Here is a 15,342-nt window from a genome sequence, read left to right as displayed (position 1 = left end):
CGCGTCAGCCGCCCGCCCGCGTAGCCGGCGCACCCTGAACGCGGACACGCGCGCCGTCGCTCACCTTCACCACGCCCTCGACGATCACCCTCGCATCCGCCGGCAGGCCGCGCACCTCGACCAGTCCGTTATCGCGCAACCCCGTCGTCACCGCCGCCCGCGCCGCCTTGTTGTCCTTGCCGACGACATAGACATATCGTTCCGAGCCTTCTCCCACGATCGCCAGTTCGGGCAGCGACGCCGCCTGCCGCGTGGCCGCATCGACCCGGACGGTCAGCAACATGCCGGGCTTCAGCGCGCGATCGGGATTGGGCAGCAGCGCGCGGACCAGCACCGCCCGCGTCGTCGGGTCGATCACCGGATCGATCGTCGCCACCACCCCGCGAAACGCACGCCCCGGAAACGCGGCGGCGGTGGCATCCAGCGCCTGTCCCTTGTGCAGGCTCGCCAGCATCGTCTCCGGCACCGAGAAATCGAGCTTTATCCGCGACACGTCGCTGACCGTCGCGATCACCGTCCCCGCGCCGACGATCGCGCCCTCCGAAATCGTCCGCAGCGATACATAACCGCCGAACGGCGCGCGGATCACCCGGTCGCTGATCTGGGCCCGCGCATCGTCGGCGGTGGCGCGCGCCTGCTGCGCGGCGGCCGTCTGCTGTTCCAGACTGGCGCGCGTCACGAAGCCGCGCCCGGTCAGCGATTCGATCCGCCCCAGCTGCGCCTTCGCCTGTCGCTCGGCCGCCAACGCGCCCGCCAGCGACGCCTGTTCCTGCCCCTGCGCCAGCACCGCGATCACCTGTCCGCGCGCGACATAGCCGCCATCGTCGAAATGCAGCCGCTCGATCCGCTCGGTCACCGGCGAGGCGAGCGTCACCTGCTCGTTGGCGCGCGCGGTCCCCACCGCCTCGATCCGATCGACGAAGCGATGCGGCGCGGGCGCGGCGACGCGCACCAGCGGCGGCTGCGACTTCGCCCGTTCCGATCCACCCTTGCCGCATCCCGCCAGCGCCAGCCCGAGTGCGAGCGCCAGCAGGGATGCGGCCGTATTCATCGTCATCGATCGCATCACCCTCAATCGCCGAACCAGCCGGTATCGCCACCGATCGGCATCCCCGGCGGGATGGTCGGCACCGCCTGACGCTTGTCGAGTTCGCGCGTCAGCTTGTCCTCGTCGGTCAACAGCATCGCGACATGCCGGCTCCACGCCCCGTCCTCGCCACTCCCCGCCTTGCCCAGCTTCGTCGCAATCCCGCGCAGCCGGTCGCCCAGCAACGCCGCCACATCCGGCGATGTCGCGCCGTCGCGCGCCGTCTCCGCCATCGTCATGATCGTGCGGTACGCGATCCGCCGCCCGACCGCATCGCGTCGCGCATCGACGGTCGCCGCCACCAGCCGGTCGAGCAGCGTATCGACCCCCGGCATCCCCGGCTCGCGCCGATGCTGCTCATACACCCGCGCCAGCCGCGGCGGCGCCAGCAGCGAATCCAGCGTCACCTGCGCCGCGACATCGGCGGCGACCAGCGGGTCGAACGCGGCGGCGCCGGCATTGCGGAACACCTCCTGATCGAACTGCACGTCGCCGCGCCCGTTCATCGGCGACGACAGCGGCATCACCAGCGCCGCCGGCACCGTCAGCGCCTCCGCCGACAACGTTGCCAGCATCGCCCCGATCGCGGCATCCTGTACGGCGGCGGTAACCGGCATGGCGGGCGGATGATTGTCGCCCGCCACGGCATAGGCATAATCGATACCGCCGACCAGCTTGCCTACCGCATCGATATCGTACCGATGGAGCAGCCATACCGGCACGAACTTGCGACGCAGATCGGACAGCGCCTCGCCGTTCCGCAACACGCCCGGCCCGAACTGCGCGATGGCGATGCGGCGCACCGCCATCATATGGTTCAGCGAGGCGACAGGGTCAGGCCCGTCGTCCCACATGCTCCCCCACGGACTGGGCGTATCCGACGCCCGCCCGTCGATATCGGTGATGAAGCGCACGCCCTTCGCCTGGATCGCCAGCGCCTTGGCGCGTGCCGCCACGTCGGGATCGATCCCCGGCGCGGGATCGGCATAGAGCCAGTCGATCGTGAAATCGTCCCACACGCCGCCACCCGGCGCATAGGCTTCGGACAGGTCGATCCTGCCATCGGTCAGCGTGATACGTGGCCCCGGATAATCCATCACCGTCGTGCGGCCCTGCGTGCTGCCCGCGAAATTATGCATGAAACCGATCGCATGGCCCACCTCGTGCGCGCCGAGCTGGCGGATGCGGTCGAGCGATGCCTTCACCGGATCGTTGCCGCCGCCGGTGCCGTTCTGCGCGGTGCCGACCAGCCCTTCGAAGATCGCCATGTCCTGCCGCACGCGCAGCGAGCCGATCACGACATTGCCCTTGATAATCTCACCCGTCCGCGGATCGACGATGCCGCCGCCATAGGACCAGCCGCGCGTCAGCCGGTTCGACCAGTTGACCATGCTGTACCGCACGTCGAGCGGATCGGCGCCCACCGGCAATATCTCCGCCCGGAACGCATCGATCAGCCCCGCCTTGTCGAACGCCGTCTTCCAGTAATTCACGCCTTCCAGCAACGCGGTACGGATCGGCTCCGGCGCGGCACGATCGATGTAGAAGATGATCGGCTTCTTCACCCGCGACCGGGCGGCGGCGGGATCGACTTTTTCCAGCCGGAAGCGATTGGCGAACTGCTGCACTACATCCTCGCCCAGCGGCGTGCCGTAGTCGTAATATTGGTTGCCGCCCGCCGCCGAGCGGATGTCGAACTTGCGCGATACGAACCCCGGTGCCGGCAGCCGGACGAAGCTATGGTGCACAGTGAAGCCGATCTGGCGCGGTTCGGCGGCGATCCGCTCCACTTCGCGGCCGGGCGTGTCGCTCTGATAGGTCTGGAGCGCGTCCACCTCGATATTGTCGGGGAAAACCTTCACCGATCCCGGATCGGCGGCGCTCAGCCCATCGACCAGCCGGAAACCCTTGCCCGCCGCCGATCCGCCGCCCGCCCCGGCGAGTGCCCAACTGGCGTTCAGCGAATCCGCGATCCCCATCGTGTCGCGCGTCAGAAACGGGGCAAGGTCCACCGTCACGCCGCCGCCGGGTTCGTTCGATACGATGTCGAGCATCGCCATGATGCTGGTCGGGAAACTCGTGCGGCCACCCGCCGCCACGCCGGCATCGCCGGTGGCGCGGAACTGGTGGTTCTCGAACGTCACCGCCACTTTCTTGCCGATCCGCCGGAACGCCACGATGTGCTCCGGTCCCAACATCCCGCGATCCAGCCGCAGATTGGCGGAGCCGATACCGGTGCGCAGCGACGTCGCATAGATGAAGCGCCCCGACGCCCCGTCCACGTCGGCGGCGGGCAGCGTCACCAGAATGCGTCCCTCTGCCGGGACCGCTTTGACCGGCAACAACCCGCCACCGCTCATCGCCTGCTGCGCCGCGACCGGTCCGGCACTGACTCCGGCACCGACCCCCGCGATTACGAACGCCATCAGTCCGACCGTAGCACTCTGCCTGATACCCCGCATGGCATCGCCCCTTTTTGCTGCCCTGCAGCGAAGCTAGCATGATCGATCCGACAGTATACGGCAATATTCCTAACCTATCGATATTTTGGACCAGTGATCCTCCGACGTCAGCGTTTCTCCGCATAGTCGAGCACGCCGCGCAGCTTCGGCGTCTCGCTCAGCGGCTGGCCGGCATATTCCCGCAGACCCCATGCGCCAAACCGGCTGATCGGCCCGGTCGCATTATACAGCGTGAAGACATCGCCGGTCAGCGCATTCCAGTCGGTCAGATACTGGCGATAAATCACCTCCATCCGCGGATCGCGGTTCATCGCCACCAGCCGCTTCTCGTTATCCGGATCGACCTGATGCTGACCGCCTTCATACGCGATCAGGCGCTTGTCCCACTTATCCGCCAACACCTTGTATTCCGCCGACTTCACCGCGACCTGGCGCTTCGCTTCGGCAGCGAGCGCCGTCATGTCGGCATCGTGATCGCCCGTCAGGTGATCGGTATCCACCTTGAAATATGGCGCGATCGCGATGGCATCGATCTGTCCGGCGGCCGCCCCCTTGTTCCATTCGAAGATATTGCCGCCCACCCAGGCATTGTCCGCCTGCGTCGCGGCGACGCGGACCAGATCCTTGGGCCGATCCTTGAAGACCTCCGTCCAGATCGGCATCACCTCGGTGATCTTCTGCGCATAGCGGTAGACGTTGGCCTGGAACCGATTGTCCGACAGCTTGCGCTCCTGACCTTCGCGCTCCACCTGCCCCGCCTGCCCGAACGAGTAATTCCAGACCTCGTTCGATATCTCGACATACACCGGCTTGCCCGCCGGGATGCTGTCATGGATTAGCTGCGCCATGCGGCGATGGTAATCCGCATCGGCATTCCATGGCACGGTGAACCATGGGCTGGAGCCATTGGCATTGGCCAACGCCACCATATTCTCGATCGCGGTGGCATCGGTGCCGCGCTGGACCAGATCGCCGGGCAGGCTGCGCGTCGCCCACGTCACCGACGCCGGATTGCTGTTGGCTGCCGACATGTCGAGAAAGCGCAGCACCCCGAACGGTTTCAGATGCGCCAGCAGCGACGGCGCGAACTGCTCATCGGCGGCAAGCCCGACCTGCCTGCAATCCATCGCCCTGATCGGATCGGCGGCATCCGACCGGTCGATGCTGATCCACACCCGGTTGGCGCTGCCGATCGCCTTGCTCCAGCGGAATTGCAGGCTGTGGTTGCCCACTCGAAGATCGGACTGCATGCCACCGGCACCCACGATCCCCTTGCCCTGCCAGGTGCAGCGAGTGACCGCCGTCGCGCTCGTCTGCGCATCGGCGGGCGGATTCAGGATCGAGACGACAGCCGGCGCCGCTGCCGATCCGTCGACCAGCCTGGGAAAACCGTCGGGCCGCAGCCGACCATTGTCGATGCCACCCCATCCGGCCGACGGCACCAGCCAGCGCAACCCGAACAACTGGTTCGCATAGACCGGCTCGCCGCCATAATAGGTAACGCCCACCACATTGACGCCCAGCCGGTCACGCGGCGAAACAGGCTTTCCAGTGGTGGCAGATACGGTCGCGGCACCGGCATCGTTCGCCGGCAGGCGGTTCCTGAAGAAACCGGCGATCGGCCGAACGCCGAGCACCATCGTCACACCCAGAACAGCAACGACCGCGATGATCCCCAGTAACTTCCATGCGCCGTTTCGGGCGATACTTGTCGTCGATGCCATATCGCTTCGCCCTGACCGGTTGATACTCGCTGCAAGGCGCAATGTAGCCGCTTTCTCCGGTGAATGGCGACCCATGCCGGACCGGCGACCGGAAAGCGCCATCATGCCCTATAATGAACATTCTGACGGGAGCCGGGCGGTGCCGAGATTGATCGAAGACGAGCGACGCGGCCCCACCAACTGTTTCGAGCGGACGATAATCCGGCCCGTCGCCCGCCCTTGCTCATCCGGACCCTTATCATGCTGAAATCCATCCGCGCGCAGGACGCCATCCTTGGCATGTATGTCCAGTCGTTCGGCGGCAGCTGGCTGTCGCATCCGTTCTGGAAAGCGAAATTCCTGATCTCTTCACCCGACGAACTAGCCAGGATCCGGGCCAGCGGGGTCGAGGTCGTGATCGACACCGTCAGGGGTTGCGACATCGCGTCACAGCCAGCGAACCGCCACAGGCCTCCACCCGCCGGCCGCTTCGGTCGCGCCGGACAGGTGCGGGTAGTGGATCTCGCACAACGTTCGACCGACGTGGTGAAATCACTGTTCGACGATTGCCGGCTCGGCCGGACCGTCGATACCGCCGACATCCTTTCAACCGTCGACGACATCGCCGATGTCCTGATTCATGACCTGTCCGCCTTCATCAGCGTGACGCGGCTCAAATCGAAGGACGATTACACGTACATGCATTCGGTGGCCGTCTGCGCCCTGATGATAAGCCTGGCCCAAGAACTGGGCGAGCCGGCAAAGGCGGTTCGCGAACTCGGCATGGCAGGGTTGCTACACGACCTCGGCAAGGTGGCCGTCCCCGATGACATCCTGCACAAGTCGGACCCGCTCACCGCCGCCGAAATTGCCGAGGTACGGCGTCACACCACGCACGGCCATGACATGTTGTCGCAGACATCCGATGTGCCACCCGTCGCACTCGACGTCGCCCTGCATCATCACGAGCGTCCCGACGGCACGGGATACCCGTTCGGGTTAAAGGGAGACGCGATCAGCCGCGCGACGCGGATGGCCAGCATCTGCAACGTCTATGACGCGCTGACCTCCATCCGCGACGATCGGAAGGGCCTGTCGCCGATGGAGGCGATCACCGCGATGGAGGCATCGACCGGCGAATTCGATCCCGGCCTGCTGTTCCGGTTCATGCGCGAACTGGGCGTCTATCCGGTCGGCAAGCTGGTCAGGTTCCGCAGCACGCACCTCGCGGTGACGATGCCCGCCGTCCGCGACGGGCTCGGCCCCGCCTTTCGCACCTTCTATTCGACCGTCGATACCCGCTTCGTTCCGTACGAGGACATCATCCTCAGCAACGATCGCGGCAACGCCGACGCGATCAGCGCCGCGGACCCCGCCGCCTGGTTTTCCGCCGACTGGCCGACCATGGCGAGCAGCATCGTCGAGGGGAGGGAGATCGGCCGTCAGGACGCCGCATAATCGATAGACCCCGGCGAGCGATCGGTTAAACCGTCGCGCAACAAGGGGATGATATCACCGTGAAGCACCGCGCACTGACCGCCATCGCTCTTTGCCTCGTCGCCGGCGAGCTTGCCGCCCAGACGCCGCCGCCCGCCGCCGGGCCGATCGAACAGACGCAGGCTCCCGAGGACAAGGCGACCGCGCCCGCGACGGCGCCGATCGCTCCGCCAGTGCCCGTCCCTGCCGCAACGACCCCGACCACGCCGGCAACCACGGCGACCGCCGCCAAGCCGCCCGTCTGGGACGTGTCCAACCCGCGCGGCCTGAAAACGCGCGAAGTGCGCCTTCAGGTCGATGAGGGCAGCTGGATGAACGTCGACGTCTCGCCCGACGGTCGCCTGATCGCGTTCGATCTCCTCGGCGATCTCTACACGATGCCGATCGCGGGCGGCACGCCGACCCGGATCGCCGACGGCCTAGCCTTCGAACACCAGCCGCGCTTCTCGCCCGATGGCCAGCGGATCGCCTTCACCTCCGATCGGGGCGGCGGCGACAATATCTGGGTGATGAACGTCGACGGCACCGACAAGCGTCAGGTGACGAAGGAGGACTTCCGCCTCCTCAACCAGCCGACGTGGAGCCCCGATGGCCGCTTCATCGCCGCCAAGAAGCATTTCACCACCGGCCGCTCGCTCGGCACCGGCGAGATCTGGCTGTACCACGTCTCCGGCGGCGGCGGCGTGCAGCTGGTCAAGCGCGCCAGCGAAGTCCTGCAAAAGGAACTGGGCGAACCGATCTACGCGCCCAACGGCAAGAGCATCTTCTACACCCGCAACGTCACCCCCGGCCCGATCTTCGAATACGCGCAGAACTCGCGTACCGACCTGTTCGACATCGAACGCTACGACATCGACACCGGCGAGGTGACGACCGCCGTGTCCGGGGTCGGCGGCTCGGTCCGCCCGACGCCGTCACGCGACGGCAAGCGGATCGCCTTCGTCCGGCGCGAGAACAACGTCAGCAAGCTGTGGGTGAAGGACCTCGCCACCGGCGTCGAGCGCGTCGTCTATGGCCCGCTCGACCGGGACGTGCAGGAGACATGGGCCGTCACCGGCGTCTATCCCGACATGGCGTGGACGCCGGGCGATGGCGCCATCGTCTTCTGGGCGGGCGGCAAGCTGCGCCGCGTCGCGCCCGACGGGTCGGGCGCCGCGATCATCCCGTTCCGGATCGACGACACCCGCGTGATCGTCGATGCCGTCCATCCGCAGGTCGCCGTCGCCCCTGATCGCTTCGCCACGAAGATGCCGCGCTGGGCCACCGTCTCGCCCGACGGCCGCACCATCGTCTTCGAAACGCTCGGCAAGCTGTGGACCAAACCCGCCGCCGGCGGCACCGCCAGACGCCTGACGCGCGGCACCGATGAACTGGAACTGTTCCCCAGTTGGTCGCGCGACGGCCGCCAGATCGTGTTCGTCGGCTGGACCGACGCCGGCCTCGGCCAGATCCGCACCATCGCCGCCACCGGCGGCAATCCGCGCACCGTCACGACCGTCGCCGGCACCTATCGCCGCCCGCGTTTCTCGCCGGACGGCAAGACCATCGTGTTCGAACAGGGCGAGGGCGGCGGCCTGACCGCGGCACGCGGCAATCCCGGCAGCGGCGCGTACCGCGTCGCCACCAGCGGCGGCGTGCCCGTCCGCATCGCAAAGGACGTCGCCTCGCCGCAATTCGGCGCATCGAACGACCGCGTCTTCCTGATGGCGACCGAAAAGGACAAGCGCCAGCTCGTCAGCACCGACCTGACCGGGGAGGACCGCCGCGTCCATGCCGCGGGCGAACTGGTCAACGACTACCAGATTTCTCCCGCCGGCGATTATGTCGCCTTCCGCCAGAATTACGAAGCGTTCGTGATGCCGCTGATCCCCGGCCGCCAGTCGGTAGAGACCGATGCGAAGGGCGGCCCCCTGCCCGTCACCCGCGTCAGCGGCGACGGCGCGGACTTCATCAACTGGTCGAATGACGGTCGCCAGATTCACTGGAGCGCCGGCCCGACCCTCTACACCGCCGACACCGCCACCCTGTTCCGCACCCAGCCGCTGCCCGCCGGTGAGGAAGCGCCGAAATTCGCGCCCCCGCGCACCGGCACCTCGCTGTCGATGGACATCGCCGCCGACAAGCCGACCGCCACCATCGCCCTCACCGGCGCGCGCGTCGTCACGATGGCGCAGGGGAATGGGTCAAAGGGCGACGGCGGCATCATCGACGACGCCACGATCCTGATCCGCGGCGACCGCATCGTCGCGGTCGGCCCGCGCGCCACCATCGCTGTCCCGGCCGGCGCCAAGACGATCGACGTCACCGGCAAGACGATCATCCCCGGTCTGGTCGACGCGCACGCGCACGGGCCGCAGGGCGAGGACGATCTGGTTCCGCAGCAGAACTGGTCGGCGATGGCCAACCTCGCGCTCGGCACCACCACCATCCACGACCCGTCCTCACGCTCGGCCGAAATCTTCCCCGCCGCCGAGATGCAGCAGGCCGGCATGGTGCTCGCCCCGCGCACCTTCTCGACCGGCGAGATCGTCTACGGCGCCAAGGCGCCCGACGTGTACGCCCAGATCGACACCTATGAAGACGCGCTCGCCGTCATCCGCCGGCTGAAGGCGCAGGGCGCGCACAGCGTCAAGAACTACAACCAGCCCCGCCGCGAACAGCGCCAGATGGTCGTCGCCGCCGCGCAGGCGGAAAACATGGAGGTCGTGCCGGAGGGCGGCTCGCTCTTCACCCTGGACATGAGCCTGGTGCAGGACGGCAACGCCACCGTCGAACACAATGTCCCGCTCGAACACTTCTACGCCGACGTCGTCAGCCTGTGGTCGCAGACGACCGTGGGCTACACGCCGACGCTGGTGGTGGCTTACGGCGGCCCGGCCGGCGATCCCTACTGGCGCGCGCACAGCGACGTGTGGCGTCACCCGCTCCTCAGCCGCCACGCCCCGCCTGCGCTCCTCGCCGCCCAGAACGCCCGCCGCGAGATCGCGCCCGAAGAGGATTATGTCGACGGCGCCACCGCGCGCGAGGCGAAGAAGCTGGCCGACAAGGGCGTCCCCGTCGCGATCGGCGCGCATGGCCAGCAACCGGGCCTCGGCGCGCATTGGGAATTGTGGAGCTTCGTCCGCGGCGGCTTCACCCCCGTCGAGGCACTCCGCGCCGGCACGATCGCCGCCGCCACTTCGCTCGGCTATGCGAAGGACGTCGGTTCACTGGAGCCCGGCAAGCTTGCCGATCTCGTCGTGCTGAACGCCGATCCCACCACCGACATCCGCAACAGCGACAAGGTCGCGCAGGTGATGCTCGGCGGCCGCCTGTACGACGCCGCCACCCTGAACGAAATCACCACCGGCACCCGCCAGCGCCGGCCCTATTGGTGGGAAGGCGCCAAGGGCGGCACCGACACCGGCGCGCGCCTGACCATCGGCCATGGTCACGGTGATATTGACTGACGGGGGCCGTTCCCCTGCCCCGCCGGGCAGGGGATAGCAACGGCCTGCACCGTCATCACCCGCACACCGTCACAACCCCGTCCCGTCATCCCGGCGAAAGCCGGGACCCATGGTTGTGGCGCACTTCGATAGCGGTTGCCACCAATGCCGATGTTCCGTGTCCATGGGTCCCAACTTTCGCCGGGATGGCGGATAGGCAAAACGGATTAAGAAACGGGCGAGGTTCAGCAGTGACAGATCGCGGACGACCGAACCGATCAGCCACGCTCACCCACCCCCATCACATCCTCAGGCCCGCGCGCCCTCCGGCACCGACGCGCTGTTGTGCCGCAACGCCGTCAGCACCGTCGTCACGATCGCATCCGCATCCAGCCCGGCCTGCGCATATTGTACGTCCGGCTTGTCCTGATCCTGGAACGTGTCGGGCAACCGCATCGTCCGGATCTTCAGCCCGCCATCGGTCAGCCCCTCGTCCGACGCCAGCGTCAGCACATGCGCACCGAACCCACCGACCGCGCCTTCCTCGATCGTCACCGCGACCTCGTGCGTCGTCAGCAGGCGGCGGATCAGCGCCTCGTCCAGCGGCTTGGCGAAGCGCAAATCGGCGACGCTGGTCGACAGGCCCTTGGCCTCCAGCTGGTCGGCCGCCTTCAACGCCTCGGTCAGGCGGGTGCCGAGCGACAGGATCGCCACCGTCTTGCCCTCGCGCACCATCCGCCCCTTGCCGATCTCCAGCAATTCGGGCGCGGCGGGCAGGTCGACGCCGGTGCCGTTGCCGCGCGGATAGCGCACCGCGATCGGCCCGCTGTCATGCTGCGCACAGGTGTGCGTCATGTGCACCAGTTCCGCCTCGTCGGCGGCGGCCATCACCACGAAATTCGGCAACGTCGCCAGATAGGTGACGTCGAACGACCCGGCATGCGTCGCGCCGTCCGCTCCGACCAGCCCGGCGCGATCGATCGCGAAGCGCACCGGCAGATTCTGGATCGCCACGTCATGCACGACCTGATCGTAGGCTCGTTGCAGGAACGTCGAATAGATCGCGCAGAACGGCCGCATCCCCTGCGCCGCCAGCCCGGCGGCAAAGGTCACGCCATGCTGTTCGGCGATGCCCACGTCAAAGAACCGGTCGGGATAGGCCGCCGCGAACTTGTCCAGCCCGGTGCCCGACGGCATTGCCGCCGTGATCGCGCAGATACGGTCATCCTTCGCCGCCTCGTCGCACAGCGCCTGCCCGAACACGTTCTGGTACTGCGGCGGTCCCGGCGGCGCCTTGGCCTGCGTACCGGTGATGACGTCGAACTTCTGGACGCCGTGATATTTGTCCGCCGCCGCCTCGGCCGGGGCGTATCCCTTGCCCTTTTTCGTCACGACATGGACCAGAATGGGCCCTTCCTCGGCATCCCGCACATTTTCCAGCACCGGGATCAGATGGTCGAGATTATGCCCGTCGATCGGCCCGACATAATAGAATCCCAGCTCCTCGAACAACGTGCCGCCCATCGTCATCCCGCGCGCGAACTCGTCGGTCTTGCGCGCGGCGGTGTGGAAGGGCCGCGGCAATTTGCGCGCCAGCTTCTTCATCATCTCGCGCACGCTCAGGAATTCGCGGCTCGTCACGATTCGCGACAGATAGGCGGACAGGCCACCCACCGGCGGCGCGATCGACATGTCGTTGTCGTTCAGTATCACGACCAGCCGGTTGCCCGCGTGTTCGGCGTTGTTCATCGCCTCATACGCCATGCCCGCCGACATCGCGCCGTCGCCGATCACCGCGATGCCCTTGCCCGGCGTGCCGGCCAGCTTGTTGGCGATCGCGAAACCCAGCGCCGCCGAGATCGAGGTCGACGAATGCGCCGCCCCGAACGGGTCGTATTCGCTCTCGCTACGCTTGGTGAAACCCGACAGGCCACCGCCCTGCCGCAGCGTCCGGATACGATCGCGCCGCCCGGTCAGGATCTTGTGCGGATAACATTGATGGCCGACATCCCAGATCAGCCGGTCGCGCGGCGTATCGAACACGTAATGGATCGCAGTGGTCAGTTCGACCACGCCGAGACCCGATCCCAGATGACCGCCGGTGGTGCCGACCGCCGAAATCGTCTCGGCGCGGAGTTCATCGGCCAGCTGCCGCAGTTGTTCGGGCTTCAGCTGGCGAAGCGCGTCGGGCGTATCAACGGTATCGAGCAGCGGCGTTAGGGGAAGATCAACCATTGGACGGGCTTACTACCACACCGCGATAGTGTCGATTGCCCGATCAATCGCAATCGGCGCATTTCCCGCGCACCTCGATCACCGGCCGCACCGGCGCGAATCCCGCCGCCTCGGCCGCATGGCGCACCCCGCGCGTGATGCGGTCGTCGTCCAGATGCGTCGTCTGCCCGCACGAATCGCACACCAGGAAGATGCAGTCGTGCAGGCATCCCGGGTGCGTGTTCGCGACATAGGCGTTGGCGCTCTCCACCCGCCGGGCCAGATTGGCGCCGACGAACAGGTCGAGTATCCGGTACACGCTGTTCGCGGCCACCCGGCGCCCCTCGCTCTTCGACACCGCATCGGCGATGTCATAGGCGGAGGCCGGCTTTTCGAACTGCGCGAGCGACCGGAACACGCTGGCTCGCATCGCCGTCCACTGTTCGCCCGCCTTTTCCAGGGCCGCCTGCGCGGCGGCGGGAAGATCGGGGCCTTGCGGCTCATGATGAAGGTGGGCGTTGGCCATCGTTAATAAATAGGGCGTGAACGATTGTCCGGCAAGCGATGCCCGTCACGCGAACGTGTCTGTGTCAGCAACCGGCCCGGCGGTTCAGGTCGTGGCCGAATGCCAGCAGGCCGACACCGACGATCGTCCACAGCGCTTCGCCGCCCGACGAGTCATGCGGCAATTGCATAGCCCCGGCCATGATCCCCAGCCCGAACGCACCCATCGACGCCGGCATGGCATATCCATGCTGCATGATTCCGCGCCCCAGCGCGATCGCGCCCATCAGGATCGCCAGCGACAACCCGATTTCGTGAAAGATCGGATCGACCAGCATCCCGCCCGCCGCCGACATCAGCGCCAGCAGCACCGTCGTCGCCAGACAATGCACCACACACAACCCCGACAGGGCGATCGCGAGACGATCGAGTCCCGGCAAGCGGCGTGAGAAGGGCAGTGCATAAGTCACGAACGGCCATATAAACCGGCCGGCGAAAGGTTACAACATCACATCGCAGTTAAATGGCCGTTAAATCATGGTCGCCGAAATGCTCCGCCCGATCGTGCGAGCAACACAGGTGAATGGCGCCGGGTAGGGATTGGCCTATCCACCGTGATCGACGACTCGTTCGATAAGGGGTGTGATGCCTTGACCACGGTGAGTGAACAGATCCGCCTCGCCACGCTGGACGCGTATCGCCTGCTCGACACGCCGCCCGAACGACAGTTCGACGCGATCGTCCGCGCCGCGGCGGAAAGCAGCGGCGCGCCGATCTCGACCATCACGCTGGTCGACGGATCGCGCCAGTGGTTCAAGGCGAAGCTGGGCCTGGAGCATGACGGCGACCCCATCGCCGATTCGATCTGCGCGCACGCAATGCACAGCGACGAGGTGTTCGTGGTCAACGACGCTTCGCAGGACGATCGCTTCCGTCACATGGCCGGCGTCGCCTCGACACCCGGCATCCGCTTCTATGCCGGTGCCCCGCTTCGGGCGAGCGACGGCGCGCGTCTCGGCACGCTGTGCATCATCGATGTCGAACCCCGCGCCGGGCTGGAGGACGAGGAGCGCCGCATGCTCGAAACCCTCGCCCGCCGCACGATGGCCGCGTTCGAACTGCGCCGCGAAGCCGCCGCGACCAGCGCAGGCGCCAGCGACGCCGCCATCCTGGCCAGGGCTCTCGACCACCTCGCCCGCGCCTCCGCCCTGCTCGACCATGTCGATGCCACCGGCGCCACCGCCCATCTGGAACGCGTCATCGCGATGGTCGAGGAATTGCGGTCGAGCGCACCGGCCGATCAGATCGATCGGGACCGGGCGTCCGCCGAAATCCCCCCGGCCGGCATTGCCGCAACCGGTGGCCGTACGTAGATAGGGTCATGCTTCTGCCCAGTGCCGCCTTCATGTCCAATGCCCGGCCACGGGCGGTCGCGCGGTGGCTGTTCGCCGTGGCCGCCCTGATCGTCGCGATGGTCGTGGTCGGCGGCATCACCCGCCTGACCGAATCGGGCCTGTCGATCACCCGCTGGCAACCGATCAGCGGCATCGTACCGCCACTCAATCAGGTGGCGTGGCAAGCGGAATTCGACCGTTACAAACAGATACCCGAATATGCTGCGTTCAATCGTGGCATGACGCTGGCCGGGTTCAAGGCGATCTTTTTCTGGGAATATGCCCATCGCCTGCTCGGCCGGGTCATCGGCCTCGCCTTCGCACTGCCCCTCCTGTGGTTCGCGATCCGCCGCCGCATTCCGGCGGGATATGGCACCCGCCTCGTCGCCCTGCTGGCGCTCGGCGGTTTTCAGGGTGCGATCGGCTGGTGGATGGTCGCCTCCGGCCTGTCGGAACGCACCGACGTCAGCCATCTGCGCCTCGCCGCGCATCTCGTCACCGCGCTGGTGATCCTCGCCGGCATCGTCTGGACCGCGCTCGACCTGATGCAACTGCACCGCGACCGGCTGGCGGTTCCTGCCCGACTCGGCGGCGCGGCGGCGCTGGCGATCGGCCTGCTGTTCGTCCAGATCGTCTGGGGCGCCTTCACCGCCGGGCTCGACGCGGGTTACGCCTTCGCCAGCTGGCCGCTGATGGGCGACAGTTTCTTTCCCGCCGGCGTCACCATGCTGACGCCGGGCTGGAGCAACGCGATCGACAATCCCGTCGTCGTCCAGTTCATCCACCGCTGGTTCGCCTTCGCGGTCGCCGCCGCTTTGTTCTGGCTGGCGGTGCGCGCCACCCGGCGCGGGTCGCGCAGCGGCTTCGTCGTCGTCGGCCTCGTCACGCTCCAGATATTTCTCGGCGTCGCCACGCTGATGACGGGCGTGCTGATCGACGTCGCCGTCGCGCACCAGGCAAACGCCGCCTTGCTGCTGATCGCCACCGTCGTCGCGGCCCACCGCATCGGCGTCGTCAAGCCTCGGGTATGATAATACCCGTCAGGAATGCCGC

At 67.1% G+C, this 15,342-nt stretch carries 10 protein-coding genes; 4 read left to right on the top strand and 6 right to left on the bottom strand.

The window, feature by feature from the left end:
• Positions 1 to 4: 4 nt before the first annotated feature.
• The 3 genes from JAO74_RS07630 to JAO74_RS07620 all read right to left on the bottom strand — a co-directional run bounded on the left by JAO74_RS07630 (position 5) and on the right by JAO74_RS07620 (position 5,273).
• The gene (locus tag JAO74_RS07630) at positions 5 to 1,057 is read right to left on the bottom strand and encodes an efflux RND transporter periplasmic adaptor subunit (RefSeq protein WP_416194293.1); all 1,053 of its coding nucleotides are present in this window, start codon (positions 1,055 to 1,057) and stop codon (positions 5 to 7) included.
• A gap of 14 nt (positions 1,058 to 1,071) precedes the next feature.
• Positions 1,072 to 3,549, bottom strand: a complete 2,478-nt coding sequence (locus JAO74_RS07625) for a zinc-dependent metalloprotease (protein ID WP_233150766.1) — start codon at positions 3,547 to 3,549, stop codon at positions 1,072 to 1,074.
• Positions 3,550 to 3,656: 107 nt separating this feature from the next.
• Positions 3,657 to 5,273, bottom strand: a complete 1,617-nt coding sequence (locus JAO74_RS07620; protein ID WP_199036646.1) for a hypothetical protein — start codon at positions 5,271 to 5,273, stop codon at positions 3,657 to 3,659.
• A 240-nt stretch (positions 5,274 to 5,513) separates the two neighbouring features.
• On the opposite strand from JAO74_RS07620, the gene JAO74_RS07615 reads away from it, so the two are divergent.
• On the top strand, positions 5,514 to 6,710 hold the full coding sequence (locus JAO74_RS07615) for an HD-GYP domain-containing protein (RefSeq protein ID WP_199036644.1): 1,197 nt from the start codon (positions 5,514 to 5,516) through the stop codon (positions 6,708 to 6,710).
• A gap of 59 nt (positions 6,711 to 6,769) precedes the next feature.
• Positions 6,770 to 10,198 carry an amidohydrolase family protein gene (locus JAO74_RS07610; protein ID WP_199036642.1) on the top strand — a complete coding sequence of 1,143 codons (3,429 nt, stop codon included), beginning with the start codon at positions 6,770 to 6,772 and terminating at the stop codon, positions 10,196 to 10,198.
• Positions 10,199 to 10,486: 288 nt separating this feature from the next.
• Here JAO74_RS07610 and dxs read toward each other — a convergent pair whose 3' ends face one another.
• The 3 genes from dxs to JAO74_RS07595 all read right to left on the bottom strand — a co-directional run bounded on the left by dxs (position 10,487) and on the right by JAO74_RS07595 (position 13,365).
• On the bottom strand, positions 10,487 to 12,412 hold the full coding sequence (gene dxs, locus JAO74_RS07605) for a 1-deoxy-D-xylulose-5-phosphate synthase (RefSeq protein WP_199036640.1): 1,926 nt from the start codon (positions 12,410 to 12,412) through the stop codon (positions 10,487 to 10,489).
• 43 nt (positions 12,413 to 12,455) lie between these two features.
• Complete coding sequence (locus tag JAO74_RS07600) at positions 12,456 to 12,917, bottom strand: Fur family transcriptional regulator (RefSeq protein ID WP_056530830.1); 462 nt, start codon at positions 12,915 to 12,917, stop codon at positions 12,456 to 12,458.
• 64 nt (positions 12,918 to 12,981) lie between these two features.
• Complete coding sequence (locus JAO74_RS07595) at positions 12,982 to 13,365, bottom strand: MerC domain-containing protein (RefSeq protein ID WP_332908749.1); 384 nt, start codon at positions 13,363 to 13,365, stop codon at positions 12,982 to 12,984.
• A 189-nt stretch (positions 13,366 to 13,554) separates the two neighbouring features.
• On the opposite strand from JAO74_RS07595, the gene JAO74_RS07590 reads away from it, so the two are divergent.
• Positions 13,555 to 14,268 carry a GAF domain-containing protein gene (locus JAO74_RS07590; protein ID WP_332908756.1) on the top strand — a complete coding sequence of 238 codons (714 nt, stop codon included), beginning with the start codon at positions 13,555 to 13,557 and terminating at the stop codon, positions 14,266 to 14,268.
• 8 nt (positions 14,269 to 14,276) lie between these two features.
• The gene (locus tag JAO74_RS07585; RefSeq protein WP_233150765.1) at positions 14,277 to 15,320 is read left to right on the top strand and encodes a COX15/CtaA family protein; all 1,044 of its coding nucleotides are present in this window, start codon (positions 14,277 to 14,279) and stop codon (positions 15,318 to 15,320) included.
• Positions 15,321 to 15,342 lie beyond the last annotated feature (22 nt).

The organism is Sphingomonas mollis (genome assembly GCF_016427505.1).
Classification (GTDB): domain Bacteria; phylum Pseudomonadota; class Alphaproteobacteria; order Sphingomonadales; family Sphingomonadaceae; genus Sphingomonas; species Sphingomonas mollis.
This window is presented reverse-complemented; position numbering and strand designations above follow the sequence as displayed.

Coding starts and splice junctions, on each gene's coding strand:
- JAO74_RS07630 (WP_416194293.1), bottom strand. CDS start 1,057: ATGACGATGAATACGGCCGCATCCCTGCTGGCGCTCGCACTCGGGCTG.
- JAO74_RS07625 (WP_233150766.1), bottom strand. CDS start 3,549: ATGCGGGGTATCAGGCAGAGTGCTACGGTCGGACTGATGGCGTTCGTA.
- JAO74_RS07620 (WP_199036646.1), bottom strand. CDS start 5,273: ATGGCATCGACGACAAGTATCGCCCGAAACGGCGCATGGAAGTTACTG.
- JAO74_RS07615 (WP_199036644.1), top strand. CDS start 5,514: ATGCTGAAATCCATCCGCGCGCAGGACGCCATCCTTGGCATGTATGTC.
- dxs (WP_199036640.1), bottom strand. CDS start 12,412: ATGGTTGATCTTCCCCTAACGCCGCTGCTCGATACCGTTGATACGCCC.
- JAO74_RS07600 (WP_056530830.1), bottom strand. CDS start 12,917: ATGGCCAACGCCCACCTTCATCATGAGCCGCAAGGCCCCGATCTTCCC.
- JAO74_RS07585 (WP_233150765.1), top strand. CDS start 14,277: ATGCTTCTGCCCAGTGCCGCCTTCATGTCCAATGCCCGGCCACGGGCG.